The sequence below is a fragment of the Methylobacterium sp. J-001 genome, assembly GCF_022829565.1.
Taxonomy (GTDB): Bacteria; Pseudomonadota; Alphaproteobacteria; order Rhizobiales; family Beijerinckiaceae; genus Methylobacterium.
The window spans coordinates 32,671-47,775 of the sequence record NZ_JAKSYN010000042.1; the positions used below are offsets into that span (position 1 = coordinate 32,671).

The following is a 15,105-nucleotide window of genomic DNA, read 5'->3' on the forward strand; positions in this document are numbered from 1 at the left end:
CGAAGTCGCACGGATTGGTCAGATAGTTTGTGCCGCGACAACCACATGTTGTCGTTTAAAAACCAGTCTCGATGGAACGAATGACGGCTCTCGGCCGTCTTTGGCACACTTTACGATCAAGCAGGACATCAAACGTGACCCACGGCCTGACACAGTTTCGTCGCCAGGCTGGCAGCAAGCCGCCGCTTTCGCTAGTTATTGGTGTCAATATATCAATGATCGCGATTTGGACATTGATCTACCAGCTTGCTGGACGCCCGATCTGGTTATGGTGATGGCGATTGTCGGCCACGCTTCTCTTGGTATTGGACGCCGCAATACGCTCCGAACAGGTAGCCGGATTGGTGGGCGGTGAGGTAGCCCAGCGCGATCAGCAGATGGATCAGATCGAGCCCGGGGCCGAACGCAAACAGAACCAGAGCGGCGACCAAGATCAGGGCCGAGGTCGCGACCATGACCAGCATGGTATAGGACCAGCCGATCAATAAACCGACGCCAAATAGCACTGCAGCGAGTAACATCGCGTCACCTGGCCCAAGATTGTCCGGCGCCAGACGCCGAACAAGATCCCCATAGCGGGGGTCCGAAGCCCTATGTCACGGGCACCGCACACGCGATCCACCACGAGATCGCACGATCCGACGACAAAATTCCGACGCACCGCGCATTTTTCATGCCGTGCAGGCATCGAAATATCAACCCCTGCACATAACGCGCCCAATTCGCGTGTAATTTTACGTAATCGACGACTCAGTATTTGGATACGGGAAACCGCTTCTGCAAGATTGTCGTGTCGCACGTCGTTTCATCGCCAATAAATACAGAGCGGATATCCCGACGACCCTGAACGAGCTTGCTCGACGCCGCACCCGAGCGAAGTTTTTCCCGTAGAGCGTTAACGCGGTGCAGGCCCGGCGCCAGGCGCGACAGAGCAGGCTCGGAAACGAGCCGCGGTCGCGCGGCGCGTACTTGTGCCTAGCTGTTCGCACAGACGAAACGAGAATCGGGGTTCTTAGGCAGCGACCGCTTCTCCGGCTTCAGCAAGTGCGTGACTTAATTCCGAGGGCGTGCCGACCGGTTCTGCATAAGTCGACTCGGTGCGCATTCCGGCGTGCGGCAGAGGGGACACGGCGCGGCCCACTCAAGCAGCTGCAGGAAGCGCCTATCTCCGTGAGCGGGACGAGAACCGCCTCAGGCCGCGCGCCGATTACAGGCCCGGCCATCGGGGCGGGCGGCCCGCCCCCATACGATCCGGCGTCAGTGCCGGAAATGGCGGTGCCCGGTGAAGACCATCGCCAGCCCGGCCTCGTCGGCGGCTGCGATCACCTCGGCGTCGCGCATCGAGCCGCCCGGCTGGATCACCGCCGTGGCGCCGGCCTCCGCCGCGGCCAGCAGACCGTCCGCGAAGGGGAAGAAGGCATCCGAGGCGACCACCGAGCCGACAGCCAGGCTTTCGGCGAGCCCCAAGCGCTTCGCGCCCTCGGCGGCCTTCCAGGCGGCGATGCTTGAGGAATCGACCCGGGACATCTGTCCGGCGCCGATCCCCACCGTGGCGCCGGCCTTGGCGTACACGATGGCGTTGGACTTCACGTGCTTGGCGACACGGTAGGCGAACAGCAGGTCAGCCGATTCGGCCTCGCTTGGGGCGCGCTTGGTGACGACCTTCAGGGGCATGTCGTCGACCACGGCCGCGTCCCGCCCCTGGACCAGCAGGCCGCCGGACAGGGTGCGCACCGTCTCGCCGGGTGCCCGCGGGTCGGGCAGGCTGCCGGCGAGCAGGAGGCGCAGGTTCTTCTTGGCCGCCACGAGGGCGATGGCCTCCGGCGTCGCGTCCGGGGCGATGATCACCTCGGTGAAGATCTCGACGATCTTGCGGGCGGCCTCCGCGTCCAGGGTCCGGTTCAGGGCGACGATGCCGCCGAAGGCCGAAGTCGGGTCGCAGGCCAGCGCCCGCTCGTAGGCCTCGATCAGGCTGGCGCCCTCGGCCACACCGCACGGGTTGGCGTGCTTGATGATCGCCACCGCGGCGGCACGGGCCGGGTCGAATTCGGCGACGCATTCGTAGGCGGCGTCGGTGTCGTTGAAGTTGTTGTAGGACAGCTCCTTGCCCTGGAGCTGGCGGGCGGTCGCCACCCCGGCCCGGACCAAGCCGGGTGCCCGGTAGAAGGCGGCCGACTGGTGCGGGTTCTCGCCGTAGCGCAGGCTCTGGGCGAGCGTGCCCCCGAAGGCGCGGAACCGGCCCGGTGCCTCTGTGCCGAACTGGATCGCCATCCAGTTGGCGATGGCGGCATCATAGGCGGCGGTGCGGGCGAAGGCCTTCTGGGCCAAGTGCCGGCGCAGGTCGCCGCCGACGGCGCCGTTGTTCTGCTCCAGGGCCGCCAGGACCGCAGGGTAGTCCGAGACGTCGGTGACGACGGCGACGTCGGCGTGGTTCTTGGCCGCCGCGCGAATCATCGCCGGGCCACCGACATCGATGTTCTCGATGCAGTCCGCCTCCGGCTTGTCGGCCGCGATGGTCGCCTCGAACGGATAGAGGTTCACCACCAGCAGATCGATCGCCCCGATGCCGTGGGCGGCCAGCGCGGCCTGGTGCTCGGGGTTGTCGCGGATGGCGAGCAGGCCGCCATGCACCGCCGGGTGCAGGGTCTTGACCCGTCCGTCCATCATCTCGGGGAAGCCGGTCAGGTCGGCGACTTCGGTGACCGGCAGGCCGGCTTCCTGAAGGGCGCGGTGCGTGCCGCCGGTCGAGACCAGCGCGATGCCGCGGGCATGCAGCGCCCGTGCGAAATCCACGAGACCCGTCTTGTCCGAGACCGAGAGGAGCGCGCGGGAGACCCGCACCTGATCGTGCGCCATAGCTGCTTGCCGAACCTTGAGATTTCGGCGCGCGGTAGCATGGAACCGGGGCCCGGGGCCAGCCGGGATCAGGGGGCCGTCGCGCCCCGCATCGGCGCCGAGGCCAGGCGCGCGAAGCTCCAGCGGACCTCGACATCGTCGGAGACGCGCAGATGCAGCACGATCTGGTCGGTGCGGCGCGGCCCGGTCAGGCCGGAGAAGTACACGCTCTCCTCGATGGCGATCTCGGCGCCCTCAGCCCGGAACATCCAGATCTCGCCCAGCGCCGAGGCGAGTTCGAGCCCGTCGGGCACGCCGCGCACGGCGATACCGGGGTGCAGATGGAAGCGGATGGCCACGTCGTGGCCGCGCACCCGGCCCTTGCCCTGGCGCAGGAAGGCGTCGCGCCCCTCGAGCCGCGCCTCCACGGGGAACAGCTGCCAGCGCCGCTCGTGGACGATCCCGAAATCCGGCGCGTAGCCATCGTGCCGGGCGGCGAGCACGATGCTGTCGGACTCTTCCACCCGCTCGGCCGCCACGGCGGCGGCGCCGCGCAGGACCACGGCGCCGCGCCGGCGGATCAGCCACGCGGCCACCATGCGCTCGCCCCACCAGCCGGTGGCGGTGAGGAAGCGGCAGGAAGAGGCGCCGGCAACGCTGGCGGTGGAATGGGCCGGCGTCGACCGGGCGAGCAGGCGCAGGTCCGGCCCGCTCGCGGGCAGGCCGCAATTGACCACGATGCGCTGCGGCCCGCTCGACATCTCGAAAGCGAGGCAGCCCGCCCCGGCATTCAGCGAGAAGGGCAGCGGCGGACTCTTGCCGACATCGGCGACCACGATGACCCGACCGCCTTCCATGCGCTCGTAGCCGGAATTCGGCGCGTGCATCATCGGCCGGGCGAGCGCACCGTCATAGACCAGGAGCGTCGCGAGATGGTCGGCGTCGGTGGCACCCATGCCGTTGAAATGGCTGAGCGAGGCGTCCGGGTGGCGCAGCAGGCGCAGCAGCGGCAGCATCCGGTCCACCGCGCGCAGCAGCGCGGCTGGAGGCTCGACGCTGCGGCTGAGATAGCTCTGCCGAAGGGGCAGCAGGTCGAGCAGCAGCTCCATGGCGAAGCGCGGGTCGCGGGAGCGGTGGCCGCCATCGGTGAGGATCTGGCGGTCGAGCTCCCGGGACAGGATCCGGGTCGCCCGACGCAGGATCGGCTGGATGCCGTCGCAGCACAGCCCGGCGTAGCAGAGCGCTACGGCGGCGTTCAGGCGCCATTGCGGCGGCACGCCCCGCCGCAGGTCGCGCTCCAGCTGCTGGGCGTTGCGGGCGATGGCCTTCAGGAAGTTCTGATAGAACGTGTGGTCGGCACCCTCCAGCACCAGGGGCGACTGGCACAGGAACGAGATCAGGCGCCGCGCCGCCACCGGCGTGTGCCGGGCCAAAGCCGGATCACCCCGTCCGACGATGAAATCGGCCACGAAGGCGCGCGCATTGGCCCGGGCGAGCGCCGTATCCGCAGCTCGGAGATGCCGAAGCCAGCCGAAGCCGTAGAGCTCATCCGCCCATTCCGGCGAGGGCGGGGCGTAATCGAAGGGTGAGCCGCCGCTCGCAGCCAGCGAGCGGCCGGCGAAGACGAACAGGCCGGCATAGATGTCGTCCGCGAAAGTCGCGTCCGAGGTGCGCAGGTCCTGGGGTGCGATCACCAGCCCGGTCACCCGCATCCGCGCCAGGATGTCGGGCGAGGCTGTGAGGCTGGCACCGACGGCACGGAAAGTCCGCGCGGTCTCGCGCGCCACGAGCCGATAGAAGCGCCAGCGGTCAGGCCCCCAAGCCACGCGATCTCCCAGCCACGCGATCTCACCAGGCCCCAAGGGCCCGAGCCCTCGGGTACGAGGATCGGCTGGCACCCGTTTCGTTTCAGGGTAGAGGCGGCCTCTTAACCGGCGGTTTACGCTATGTCATTCCCGCGACGGGAAAGAATGTGGGATCGCTCACGCTCCAGTTGCACTGCTGCGGCACATGCGGCTGCAGAACCGCATGTGCTGCGGTTCACCCCGGAGCCAGCGCCGCATCGAACGCCCGGAGATTCGAGCGCATCATGTCGAGATAGGTCGCGGCTGGCCCATCCGGCCCCGACAGGGCGTCCGAATAGACCTTGCCGCCGATCCGGGCGCCCCCCTCCCGGGCGATCTGCGCCATCTGGCGCGGATCGCTGATATTCTCCAGGAATACCGCCGGTACCTTCTCCCGGCGGATCTGCCGGATGATCGCCGCGACATCGCGCGGGCTGGCCTCGCTGTCGGTGGAAACGCCCTGGGGCGCGATGAAGCGCACGCCATAGGCGGCGGCGAAGTAGCCGAAGGCGTCGTGGGTGGTAATGATCCGGCGGTTCTCCGGGGGGATATTTTCCACCGCCTGACGCACGGCCTGATCGAGGGCGTCGAGCTGCGCCGTGTAGGCCTCGGCCGCGGCCCGATAGGCCTCCGCGTGAGCCGGATCGACCTTCGCCAAGGCGTCGCGGATGTTGGCGACGTAGATCCGTACGTTGGCCACGCTTTGCCAGGCATGGGGGTCGACAGCGTGGTCGTGGTCGTGGCCGCTGTCGGTATGGGCGTGGTCGTTCACGGCGGCGATCGTCGGCACACCCGCGGAGGCGACGATGACCGGCGCCCGGGTCCCCGAGGCCCGGATCAGCCGGTCGAGCCAGCCTTCGAGCCCGAGGCCGTTGACGAACACGATGTCGGCCATGGCGAGTTTCTTGGCGTCGGCCGGGGACGGGCTGAAGCCGTGCGCATCCGAATCCGAGCCGACCAGGGTGGTCACCGCCACGTGCGGTCCGCCGACCGCCCGCACGAGATCGCCCAGGATCGAGAAGCTCGCCACCGCTCGGATTGTGGCGCCGTCCGGTGCGGCCCGGGCCGGCACGCACAGGCCAAGTCCCAGGACAAGCCATCCGAACCACGCCATCCGAACTGTCCCGCGCACGAATCGTCCTCCCACGCCCCCACATCGCGGCACGGGTAGTGTAACACTGTTACATACACAAGCGGGATACACGGCTGGCGCCTCATCGGCACCGTGGGTCGCGGCCGGGTCACCGCGGCGGCGGCCGAGCGTGAGATGGAGCATGCCATGTCCGGACGTTTGAGAGCCGCCCTTCTCGTCACCGGCGCCCTCGGCCTGGGTCTCGTCGGCGCCGCGGTTGCGCATGACGGTGGGTCCGATGGGTTCCGCGGTCGCGGGCATGGGAGCGCGCTGAGCCCTGAGGATCGGGCCGCCTTCGCGGATGCCCGCATCGCCGGCCTGCATGCCGGGCTGAAGCTCAATGCCGACCAGGAGAAGCTGTGGCCCCCGGTCGAGGCCGCGCTGCGCGACATGGTCAAGCTGCGCCAGCAGCGCCGCGAGGCGATGCGCGACCGTCCGAAGATGTCCGACGACGCGCCGGCTGCCCTGCGGGCCATGGCGGATGCGACGACCGCCCGGGGCGAAGCCCTGCGCAAGCTCGCCGACGCCTCGCAGCCGCTCTACGCCAGCCTCGACGAGGGGCAAAAGCGGCGCGCGATGATCCTGGCGCCCCCGATGGGCGGCCATCGCCACGACGGCTGGCATCACCGCCGGGACGACGAGCACGGCCCCGGCGGCGGCGACCGCTGAGAGCGGACGACGGGAGCAAAAAACTTGATCCGCGGCGGCGGCGGCTGCAAACCGCTGCCGCCGCGCATTCTGCCCCAGGGAGCCCGGTGACAGGACCCAACCGGTAAGCTCCATGGCGCGCCTCCCCGGCGACACCTTCCCACTCCTCGTCCGCCTGTGGCGCACCTGGCTCTATCCCCATCGCGGGATGCTCGCCGTGGTGCTGGTGCTGATCGCCCTCGTGGGCGGCTCGACCGGGCTGTACCCGGCGCTGATCAAGGCCGCCTTCGACGCTTTCGACCGCAAGGATGCGGCGGCCATCGCCTACGGGCCGCTGGTGGTGATCGTGGTCACGGCTTTGCGCGGCTTCTCGCTCTTCGGCCAGACGGTGCTGACCAACCGGGTCGTCACCCGGGTCGAAGCCGACATGCAGGCGGCGCTCTACGGCCATCTGATCGAATCCGACCTGGCGCAGCTCGGCCGCGAGAGCCCGGCGGCGCTGACCCAGCGCTTCACCACCGATTTCGCCTTCATCAAGGAGGCGCTGACCCGCATCTCTACGGTGCTGCTGCGCGACATCGCCATGCTGATCGGGCTGGTCGCGGCGCTGGTCTGGATGGACCCGGTCCTGACGCTCGTCGCCGGCCTCACGGTGCCCTTCGTGGCCGGGCCGATCGGGCGGATCGGCAAGAAGCTCCGGCGGGTCTCGACCACCACTCAGGAGCAGATGGGTGCCACCGCCAGCCTGATCTCCGAGAGCCTGCAGGGCGCCCGGGTCGCCAAGACCTACGCCATGGAGGGTTACCTCAAGGGGCGAGCCGCCGAAGCTCTCGACGAGGTGCGCCGCCTGAAGATGAAGGCCGCCAATGCCCGTGGCCGCCTCGACCCGCTGCTCGAAGTCGGCGGGGGGATCGCGGTGGCCGGCGTCCTCGTCCTGGTGGGTCAGCGGGTGCTGGCCGGCGAGCGGACGGTGGGCGACTTCACCGGCTACGTCGCGGCCCTGCTGCTCGCCGCCCAGCCGGCCCGTGCTTTGGGCAACCTCAACGCCATCCTGCAGGAGGCGGCAGCGGCGCTCCGGCGCTACTTCGATGTGATGGACGAGGCGCCGCAGATTCGCCAGGCGCCCGATGCGGCGCCGCTCACGGTCACGGCCGGGGAGATCCGGTTCGAGGGCGTGCAGTTCCGCTACCGCCCCGACGCTCCGGCCCTGGAGGGGATCGATCTCATAGTCCCCGCCGGCGCTGCCACCGCACTCGTCGGGCGCTCGGGATCGGGAAAATCCTCGCTGCTCAACCTCGTCCCGCGACTCTACGACGTCACCGCCGGCCGGGTGACGATCGACGGGCAGGATGTACGCGCCGTAACCCTGTCCTCGCTCCGCGCGGCGGTCGCAGTCGTCTCGCAGGAGGTGGTCCTGTTCGACGACACGGTGGCGGCCAATATCGGCTTCGGCCGCCCCGGGGCGAAGCTGTCCGAGATCGAGGCTGCGGCCCGCGCTGCGGCCGCCCACGATTTCGTGACCGCCCTGCCGGAGGGCTACGCGTTCCGGGTCGGCCCGGCCGGCAACCGCCTCTCCGGCGGAGAGCGCCAGCGGATCGCGCTGGCCCGGGCCTTCCTGAAGGATGCGCCGATCCTGCTCCTCGACGAGGCGACCTCGGCCCTCGATTCCGAGTCCGAACGCCTGGTCCAAGAGGCGCTGACCCGGCTGATGCGCGGCCGCACCACCCTGGTGATCGCCCATCGCCTCTCGACGGTGCGGGAGGCCGACCGGATCGCCGTGATGGAAGCCGGCCGCGTCATCGAGACCGGCCGCCATAACGATCTAGTCGCGGCCGGCGGCGCCTATGCCCGCCTGCACCGGATGCAATTGTCGGATCCGGCACCGGCTGGGTAAGTCGACACCCACACACGCGGCCGACACGGCAAATCCGGCGCATGAGTCATGCGCACGCTCCGTAGATTCGCCCGCCGGAGCGCGGCATAAGAACAGCGAGTCTATGAGGACCCCTACCGTGAGCGACCTGACGTTCGAGACCCACGCCCATCCCGCCCGCCGGACCAGTGCCGAGCGGGCCGCCCTGATGGAGAATCCGGGCTTCGGCAAGGTGTTCACCGACCACATGGTGGTGGCGAAGTACTCGGCTGGCCGCGGCTGGCACGATGCGCGAATCCAGGCGCGCGAGGCCATCCCGCTCGATCCCGCCGCCGCGGTGCTGCACTATGCGCAGGAGATCTTCGAGGGGCTCAAGGCCTATCGCACCGCCGATGGCGGCGCGGCCCTGTTCCGCCCCGATGCCAATGCCCGCCGCTTCCGGCTCTCGGCCGAGCGCATGGCGATGGCGACGTTCCCCGAGGATGCCTTCGTCGAGGCCATGCACAAGCTCGTGCAGATCGACCGCGAGTGGATCCCCGACACGCCCGACGGCAGCCTGTATCTGCGCCCGTTCATGATCGCCAACGAGGCGTTCCTCGGCGTCAAGCCGGCCTCGGAATACCTGTTCATCACCATCGCGTCGGCGGTGGGCTCGTACTTCAAGGACCCGACCGGCACGGTCACGGTCTGGCTTTCCGAGCACTTCACCCGTGCGGCGCCGGGCGGCACCGGGGCCGCCAAGTGCGGCGGCAACTACGCGGCGAGTCTCGCCGCGCAGGCCGAGGCCACGCGCCAGGGCTGCGAGCAGGTGGTCTTCCTCGACGCGGCCGAGCGCCGCTACATCGAGGAGCTCGGTGGCATGAACGTCTTCTTCGTGTTCGAGGACGGTTCGCTGCAGACCCCACCGCTCTCCGACAGCATCCTGCCCGGCATCACCCGCGATTCGGTGATCACCCTGGCCCGGGAAGCCGGCCTCACCGTCAAGGAAGAACCCTACACGATCGACGCCTGGCGGGCCGACGTCCGCGCCGGCCGGCTGACCGAGGCCTTCGCGTGCGGGACTGCCGCGGTGATCACCCCGATCGGCACAGTGAAGGGCCGCGAGGACAACTTCACCATCGGCAACGCAGTGGCGGGCCCGGTGGCGCGTCGGCTGCGGGGCATGCTGGTGGATATCCAACGCGGCACGACCCAGGACTCGCACGGCTGGTTCCAGAAGGTCTACTAGGGTTTTAGCGCGATGGAGAGCGGGGTCGGTTTGCCCAGTTCTCGCTCCGGATTGCCGCGCATCACCCTCCCCCTTCTGCGGGGGAGGGTGGCACCCGAAGGGGATCGGGCCGGCACGAGGTCCTGCAAGAGGGGAGCGCCTCTTCCGGAAAGAACGCGCCAGAGGTGAAGTCCTGAACCGTCGCGCGGCCCCTCTCCCGACCCCTGCTGACGCAGGGGCCACCCTCCCCCATAGAGGGGGGGAGGGGGACGCGCGGATGAGGGAAGCCGCAGCCAGCATTCCGGAAATGACCGCCGGACCCTGGAATCCCGGCGTCCAGTCCGACCTGCCGAGCGCCTTCACGCCGCTGATCACCGTCTACCGGCCCGAGCACGTCGAGACGCCCCTGCGCGACGCGCTCGAGCTGAGCGACCTGTGCGGCCTGCCGGCCCGCCAGCTGACACGGATCCGACCCGGACGCCTCGTCGTCCACGAAGTGCTGATCCGGGTCATGTCCGACCTGTCTGTACCGGTGGGTGCGGTCTACGCCGATCTCGGGGTCAATTTCCGGTCGATCGTCTCCGCCATCCTGCGCGAAGGTGTCGAGCCCCGGCTCGGCGAGGTCGAAGCCGCCCTCGCGGTGGTTCGGGACGAGGCCGATACGGTGCTTCAGCGCGAGATCGCCGCGATCTTCGATGATCCGCCCTCCCCGCCGACACCGGAGCCCGGCTGGCTCGACCGGCTGCTCGGACGACGTCGGCCGGCACCCAGCCCGTCACTACGGCAGGATCCCGCGAGCCGGGCGCTGGGCCATCTCAATGGCTGGCACCAGCGGGCGATGCAGGCCGGCGATGGCCTGGAGATCGCCGCCTGCGAGGCGCTGCGCAACGTCGTGTCCGGGATCCTCGCCCGGCAGAACACCCTGATCCGCGATCCGGTGCTGCTGAGAAGCATCGCCGGGACCCTGGTCTCGAACGGTTACGGCAGCCGCCGCATCGGCGAGTTGATCGAGCCCTGGATCGCCGCCGTGGTCGAGGCCCGGGGCTACCGGCGACTCGCGCCGCAGGCCCATCCGGTGGTGATGAACGTGAAGGGCGCCTCCGCCTCCGGCAAGAGCACGATCCGCCCCTACCAGCTCGGGCTGGCCCGACGCCTCGGGATGGCTTGGTCCGACTTCGCGGTGATCACCCCGGACGTCTGGCGCAAGTTCCTGCTCGACTACGACAGCCTCGGCCCGGCGACCCGGTATGCCGGCACGCTCACGGGCTACGAGGTCGAGATGATCGACATGAAACTCGACCGCTACGTCACCCGCAAGGCAGCCGAGCGGCGGATCTCGAACCTGCTCATCGACCGCTTCCGGTTCGACAGCTTCCAGGCCGAGGCCGGCTCGGATGGCGGCGGCCAGCTGCTGACCCGGTTCGGCGAGCGGGTCTACATGCAATTCATGGTCACGCCGCCGGCCGAAACGGTGGAGCGCGCCTACAAGCGCGGCGAACAGTTCGGCCGGTTCAAGGCGGTCGAGGATCTGCTGGCCCACAACGTCGAAGCCTATACCGGCATGCCGCGGCTGTTCTTCAACTGGGCCCTCGCCCGGGACAAGCAGGTCGTGTGCGAGTTCCTGGACAACAGCGTCCCGCAGGGGGAGCGCCCACGGACCATCGCGTTCGGAGCGGGCGGCGTCCTCAACATCCTCGACGTGAAGGGGCTGATCGACATCGATCGCTTCCGCAAGGTCGACATCTTCGCCCGGAGTGCGGACGCCGTGTTCCGCGGGGTCGACCTCGCGGCCAGCGCCAACACGAGCTTTCTCTGCGACTGCCTGCGCAGGATGGACGCGGTCCGGTTCGCCCACGCCGAGACCGGGCGCGTGTTCCTGCGCCTCGATCGTGGTCGTATCACCGGCCTCGACCGCCGGAACCTGGCGCGAGCCGGCACCGATCCGGACTGGGACGCGGCCCGGGCGGTGATCGGTATTCCCGCCGACACGACCGGGATACCGAACCTCGATGAGACGCTTGTCCCAGCAAACGAGCCGACGCTCGGCGCCTGGGGCCCAGCCTGACCGCATCTGTCGGGTGGAACAATATTTCCTGCCCTGACAGCAGCACAACGCCGTATCGAACTGGTATATTGCATGCCTGAGCCGAATATGCTTGATCAGGCCCGGACGCCAGACGCGCCAGCTTAAGGACGCGCCGCCCACCAGAGAGGCTCAGGGATGGAACGCCAGGATTCGCCGTCGGCGAAATGGTGGCAGCTCGCCTTCGGGGTGATCTGCATGGCCATGATCGCCAACCTGCAATACGGCTGGACGCTGTTCGTAGATCCCATCGATCAACGCTACCACTGGGGGCGGGCGGCGATCCAGCTCGCCTTCACGTTGTTCGTCGCCACCGAGACCTGGCTGGTGCCGGTGGAGGCCTGGTTCGTCGATCGCTACGGCCCGAGCCTCGTGGTCGCGTTCGGCGGCGTGATGATCGCCCTGGCCTGGACGATCGACGCCTACGCGGACAGCCTCGCGCTCCTCTATCTCGGCGCAGTGGTGGGAGGTATCGGCGCCGGCTCGGTCTACGGGACCTGCGTCGGCAACGCGCTGAAGTGGTTCCCCCACCGCCGCGGACTGGCCGCCGGCGCCACGGCCGCCGGCTTCGGCGCGGGCGCGGCGATCACGGTCGTGCCGATCGCCCGCACGATCGCCACTAGCGGCTACCAGGACGCCTTCCTGTATTTCGGCATCGGCCAGGGCGTGGTGGTGCTCGCCCTCTCGTTCCTGCTGCGCAAGCCGACGACCATAGCCCCGATGCAGCGCAAGAGCCTGCGCCTGCCCCAGACGAAGGTCGACCGCAGCCCCCGTGAGGCGGTGCGGACGCCGGTCTTCTGGGTGATGTATGCGATGTTCGTCATGGTCGCGTCCGGCGGCCTGATGGCGGCGGCACAGATCGCGCCGATCGCCCAGGATTTCCACGTGGCCGGCGTGCCTGTCAGCCTGTTCGGCCTTCAGATGGCGGCGCTGACCCTGGCGATCTCCCTCGACCGGATCTTCGACGGCTTCGGCCGGCCGTTCTTCGGCTACGTCTCCGACCATATCGGCCGCGAGAACACCATGTTCATCGCCTTCTCGACCGCAGCCTTGGCGGTGATCGTGCTCCTGACTTACGGCCACCATCCGATGGTGTTCGTGTTCGCCACCGCCGTCTATTTCGGGGTCTTCGGCGAGATCTACTCGCTGTTCCCGGCGACCTGCGGGGACACGTTCGGCTCAAAATACGCCGCCAGCAACGCCGGCCTGCTCTACACCGCCAAGGGCACCGCCGCCTTCCTCGTGCCGTTCGCCAGCCTCCTGTCGGCGGCCTATGGCTGGTCGGCGGTGTTCTCGCTGATCATCGGGCTCAACGTCGCCGCCGCCGCGCTCGCGATCTTCCTGCTGCGGCCGCTGCGCGCACGCTATCTCGCCGAGGGCGAGCATCCCGCGGCGCTTGCCGCCCAACCGATCCGGGCGGTCTGAGCCGCCCGAGACCCGAACGAGATCGATGGCCCGGAGCCTGCACCGAGCCGCGACGCCAGTACCGAAACCGATGGTCGGGGAGATTTCGCGAATGACCGCTCTGGCAAAGATCGTCCAAGCCGCACCCGAGATCGAGGCCGAGCCGGATCTCACCGACGGCTTCCACCTCGTCATCGACGCGCTGAAGCTCAATGGGATCGAGACCATCTACGGCGTCCCGGGCATCCCGATCACCGATCTCGGCCGCATGGCGCAGGCGGCGGGCATGCGGGTCGTGTCGTTCCGGCACGAGCAGCATGCCGGCAATGCCGCGGCGATCGCGGGCTTCCTCACCCAGAAGCCGGGCATCTGCCTCACGGTCTCGGCGCCAGGCTTCCTGAACGGCCTCACGGCGCTGGCCAACGCCACCACCAATTGCTTCCCGATGATCCTGATCTCGGGCTCGTCCGAGCGCGAGATCGTCGATCTCCAGCAGGGCGATTACGAGGAGATGGACCAGCTCTCCATCGCCAGGCCCCTGTGCAAGGCGGCCTTCCGGGTGCTGCACGCCGCCGATATCGGCATCGGCGTCGCCCGGGCGATCCGCGCGGCCTGCTCGGGGAGGCCAGGCGGCGTCTATCTCGACCTGCCGGCCAAGCTGTTCTCGCAGGTGATGGAGGTCGAGGCCGGCCGGACGTCGCTGGTGAAGGTGATCGATCCGGCCCCGGCCCAGCGCCCCGCCCCCGACGCCATCGCCCGGGCGCTGGACGTGCTGAAATCCGCCCGCCGGCCACTGATCGTGCTGGGCAAGGGCGCCGCCTACGCACAGGCGGACGAGGCGATCCGTAGCCTCGTCGAGACCAGCGGCATCCCGTACGTGCCGATGAGCATGGCCAAGGGCCTGCTGCCCGACACGCACCCGCTCTCGGCCGGCGCCGCGCGTTCGACCGCGCTGAAGGATTCGGACGTGGTTCTGCTGATCGGCGCCCGGCTCAACTGGCTGCTGTCGCATGGCAAGGGCAAGAGCTGGGGCGAGCCGGGCTCGACCAAGTTCATCCAGATCGACATCGAGCCGCGCGAGATGGATTCGAACGTCGAGATCGTGGCCCCGGTGGTCGGCGACATCGCCTCCTGCGTCCAGGCGCTGCTCGACGGCATGGGTCAAGGCTGGCAGCAGCCCCCGGCCGACTGGATCGACACGCTCAAGACCAAGCGCGAGGCGAACATCGCCAAGATGGCGCCCAAGCTCATGAGCAACGCCTCGCCCATGACCTTCCACGCGGCGCTCGGCGCCCTGCGGACCATCGTGAAGGAGCGGCCCGACGCGATTCTGGTCAACGAGGGCGCCAACACCCTCGACCTCGCCCGGGGCATCATCGACATGTACCAGCCGCGCAAGCGCCTGGATGTCGGCACCTGGGGCATCATGGGCATCGGCATGGGCTTCGCGGTGGCCGCCGCGATCGAGACCGGCAAGCCGGTCCTGTGCGTGGAGGGTGACAGCGCCTTCGGCTTCTCGGGCATGGAGGTCGAGACGATCTGCCGGTACGGGCTGCCGATCTGCATCGTCGTGTTCAACAACAACGGCATCTATCGCGGCACCGATTCCGACCCGACCGGGCGCGACCCGGCCACCACGGTGTTCGTCAAGGATTCCCGCTACGACAAGATGATGGAGGCGTTCGGCGGCGACGGCTACCACGTCACCTCGCCGGACGAGCTGACCCGGGCGGTCAACGCTGCGATGGATTCCGGCCGGCCGTCGCTGGTCAACGCGGTGATAGATCCCGCCGCCGGCAGCGAGAGCGGCAATATCGGCAGCCTCAACCCGCAGAGCGGGATCAAGAAGAAGGCGTGAGGTGCACCATCCGTCGCCCCGCAAGCGGGCCGACGGATATGCAAGGGCGGGACGCCCTCGCGTTCATCAAATCCTTCTGCGTCCCCGCATCCTACCTGTCATCCCGGGGCCGCGCAGCGGAGCCCGGGATCCATAACCGCCACCGCTTCAAGGTCTTGCGTCACCGGCGCTTCTGGATTCCGGGCTCGCCTGCGGCGCCCCGGAATGACGGCGTGATCCGT

General features: G+C 68.8%; 10 protein-coding genes. 6 read left to right on the forward strand and 4 right to left on the reverse strand.

The window, feature by feature from the left end:
- Window positions 1-266: 266 nt before the first annotated feature.
- From MKK65_RS04035 to MKK65_RS04050, 4 genes are all read right to left on the reverse strand, one after another.
- On the reverse strand, window positions 267-521 hold the full coding sequence (locus MKK65_RS04035) for a hypothetical protein (protein WP_243955555.1): 255 nt from the start codon (window positions 519-521) through the stop codon (window positions 267-269).
- A 736-nt stretch (window positions 522-1,257) separates the two neighbouring features.
- Window positions 1,258-2,856 carry a bifunctional phosphoribosylaminoimidazolecarboxamide formyltransferase/IMP cyclohydrolase gene (purH, locus tag MKK65_RS04040; RefSeq protein ID WP_243955557.1) on the reverse strand — a complete coding sequence of 533 codons (1,599 nt, stop codon included), beginning with the start codon at window positions 2,854-2,856 and terminating at the stop codon, window positions 1,258-1,260.
- A gap of 68 nt (window positions 2,857-2,924) precedes the next feature.
- Window positions 2,925-4,661 (reverse strand): heparinase II/III family protein, encoded by a 1,737-nt coding sequence (locus MKK65_RS04045; protein ID WP_243955559.1) that lies wholly within the window; start codon window positions 4,659-4,661, stop codon window positions 2,925-2,927.
- Between the two features lie 214 nt (window positions 4,662-4,875).
- Window positions 4,876-5,793: a metal ABC transporter solute-binding protein, Zn/Mn family gene (locus tag MKK65_RS04050; RefSeq protein WP_243955562.1), complete on the reverse strand. Its 918-nt coding sequence runs from the start codon at window positions 5,791-5,793 to the stop codon at window positions 4,876-4,878.
- 165 nt (window positions 5,794-5,958) lie between these two features.
- Here MKK65_RS04050 and MKK65_RS04055 point away from each other — a divergent pair, with 165 nt between their 5' ends.
- The 6 genes from MKK65_RS04055 to oxc all read left to right on the forward strand — a co-directional run bounded on the left by MKK65_RS04055 (window position 5,959) and on the right by oxc (window position 14,884).
- Window positions 5,959-6,480: a Spy/CpxP family protein refolding chaperone gene (locus tag MKK65_RS04055; protein WP_243955564.1), complete on the forward strand. Its 522-nt coding sequence runs from the start codon at window positions 5,959-5,961 to the stop codon at window positions 6,478-6,480.
- A 112-nt stretch (window positions 6,481-6,592) separates the two neighbouring features.
- On the forward strand, window positions 6,593-8,353 hold the full coding sequence (locus MKK65_RS04060) for an ABC transporter ATP-binding protein (protein ID WP_243955566.1): 1,761 nt from the start codon (window positions 6,593-6,595) through the stop codon (window positions 8,351-8,353).
- 103 nt (window positions 8,354-8,456) lie between these two features.
- Window positions 8,457-9,560: a branched-chain amino acid aminotransferase gene (locus tag MKK65_RS04065; protein WP_243955568.1), complete on the forward strand. Its 1,104-nt coding sequence runs from the start codon at window positions 8,457-8,459 to the stop codon at window positions 9,558-9,560.
- Between the two features lie 256 nt (window positions 9,561-9,816).
- On the forward strand, window positions 9,817-11,604 hold the full coding sequence (locus MKK65_RS04070) for a zeta toxin family protein (RefSeq protein ID WP_243955569.1): 1,788 nt from the start codon (window positions 9,817-9,819) through the stop codon (window positions 11,602-11,604).
- A 156-nt stretch (window positions 11,605-11,760) separates the two neighbouring features.
- Window positions 11,761-13,047: an oxalate/formate MFS antiporter gene (gene oxlT / locus MKK65_RS04075; RefSeq protein WP_058193429.1), complete on the forward strand. Its 1,287-nt coding sequence runs from the start codon at window positions 11,761-11,763 to the stop codon at window positions 13,045-13,047.
- 91 nt (window positions 13,048-13,138) lie between these two features.
- A complete protein-coding gene (gene oxc / locus MKK65_RS04080; RefSeq protein WP_243955570.1) occupies window positions 13,139-14,884 on the forward strand; it encodes an oxalyl-CoA decarboxylase in 1,746 nt (581 codons plus the stop codon).
- Window positions 14,885-15,105 lie beyond the last annotated feature (221 nt).

Bases quoted from the DNA above. Each gene is read 5' to 3' on its own strand.
- MKK65_RS04035 (WP_243955555.1), bottom strand. From the start codon at position 521: ATGTTACTCGCTGCAGTGCTATTTGGCGTCGGTTTATTGATCGGCTGG.
- purH (WP_243955557.1), bottom strand. From the start codon at position 2,856: ATGGCGCACGATCAGGTGCGGGTCTCCCGCGCGCTCCTCTCGGTCTCG.
- MKK65_RS04050 (WP_243955562.1), bottom strand. From the start codon at position 5,793: ATGGCGTGGTTCGGATGGCTTGTCCTGGGACTTGGCCTGTGCGTGCCG.
- MKK65_RS04055 (WP_243955564.1), top strand. From the start codon at position 5,959: ATGTCCGGACGTTTGAGAGCCGCCCTTCTCGTCACCGGCGCCCTCGGC.
- MKK65_RS04060 (WP_243955566.1), top strand. From the start codon at position 6,593: ATGGCGCGCCTCCCCGGCGACACCTTCCCACTCCTCGTCCGCCTGTGG.
- MKK65_RS04065 (WP_243955568.1), top strand. From the start codon at position 8,457: ATGAGGACCCCTACCGTGAGCGACCTGACGTTCGAGACCCACGCCCAT.
- MKK65_RS04070 (WP_243955569.1), top strand. From the start codon at position 9,817: ATGAGGGAAGCCGCAGCCAGCATTCCGGAAATGACCGCCGGACCCTGG.
- oxlT (WP_058193429.1), top strand. From the start codon at position 11,761: ATGGAACGCCAGGATTCGCCGTCGGCGAAATGGTGGCAGCTCGCCTTC.
- oxc (WP_243955570.1), top strand. From the start codon at position 13,139: ATGACCGCTCTGGCAAAGATCGTCCAAGCCGCACCCGAGATCGAGGCC.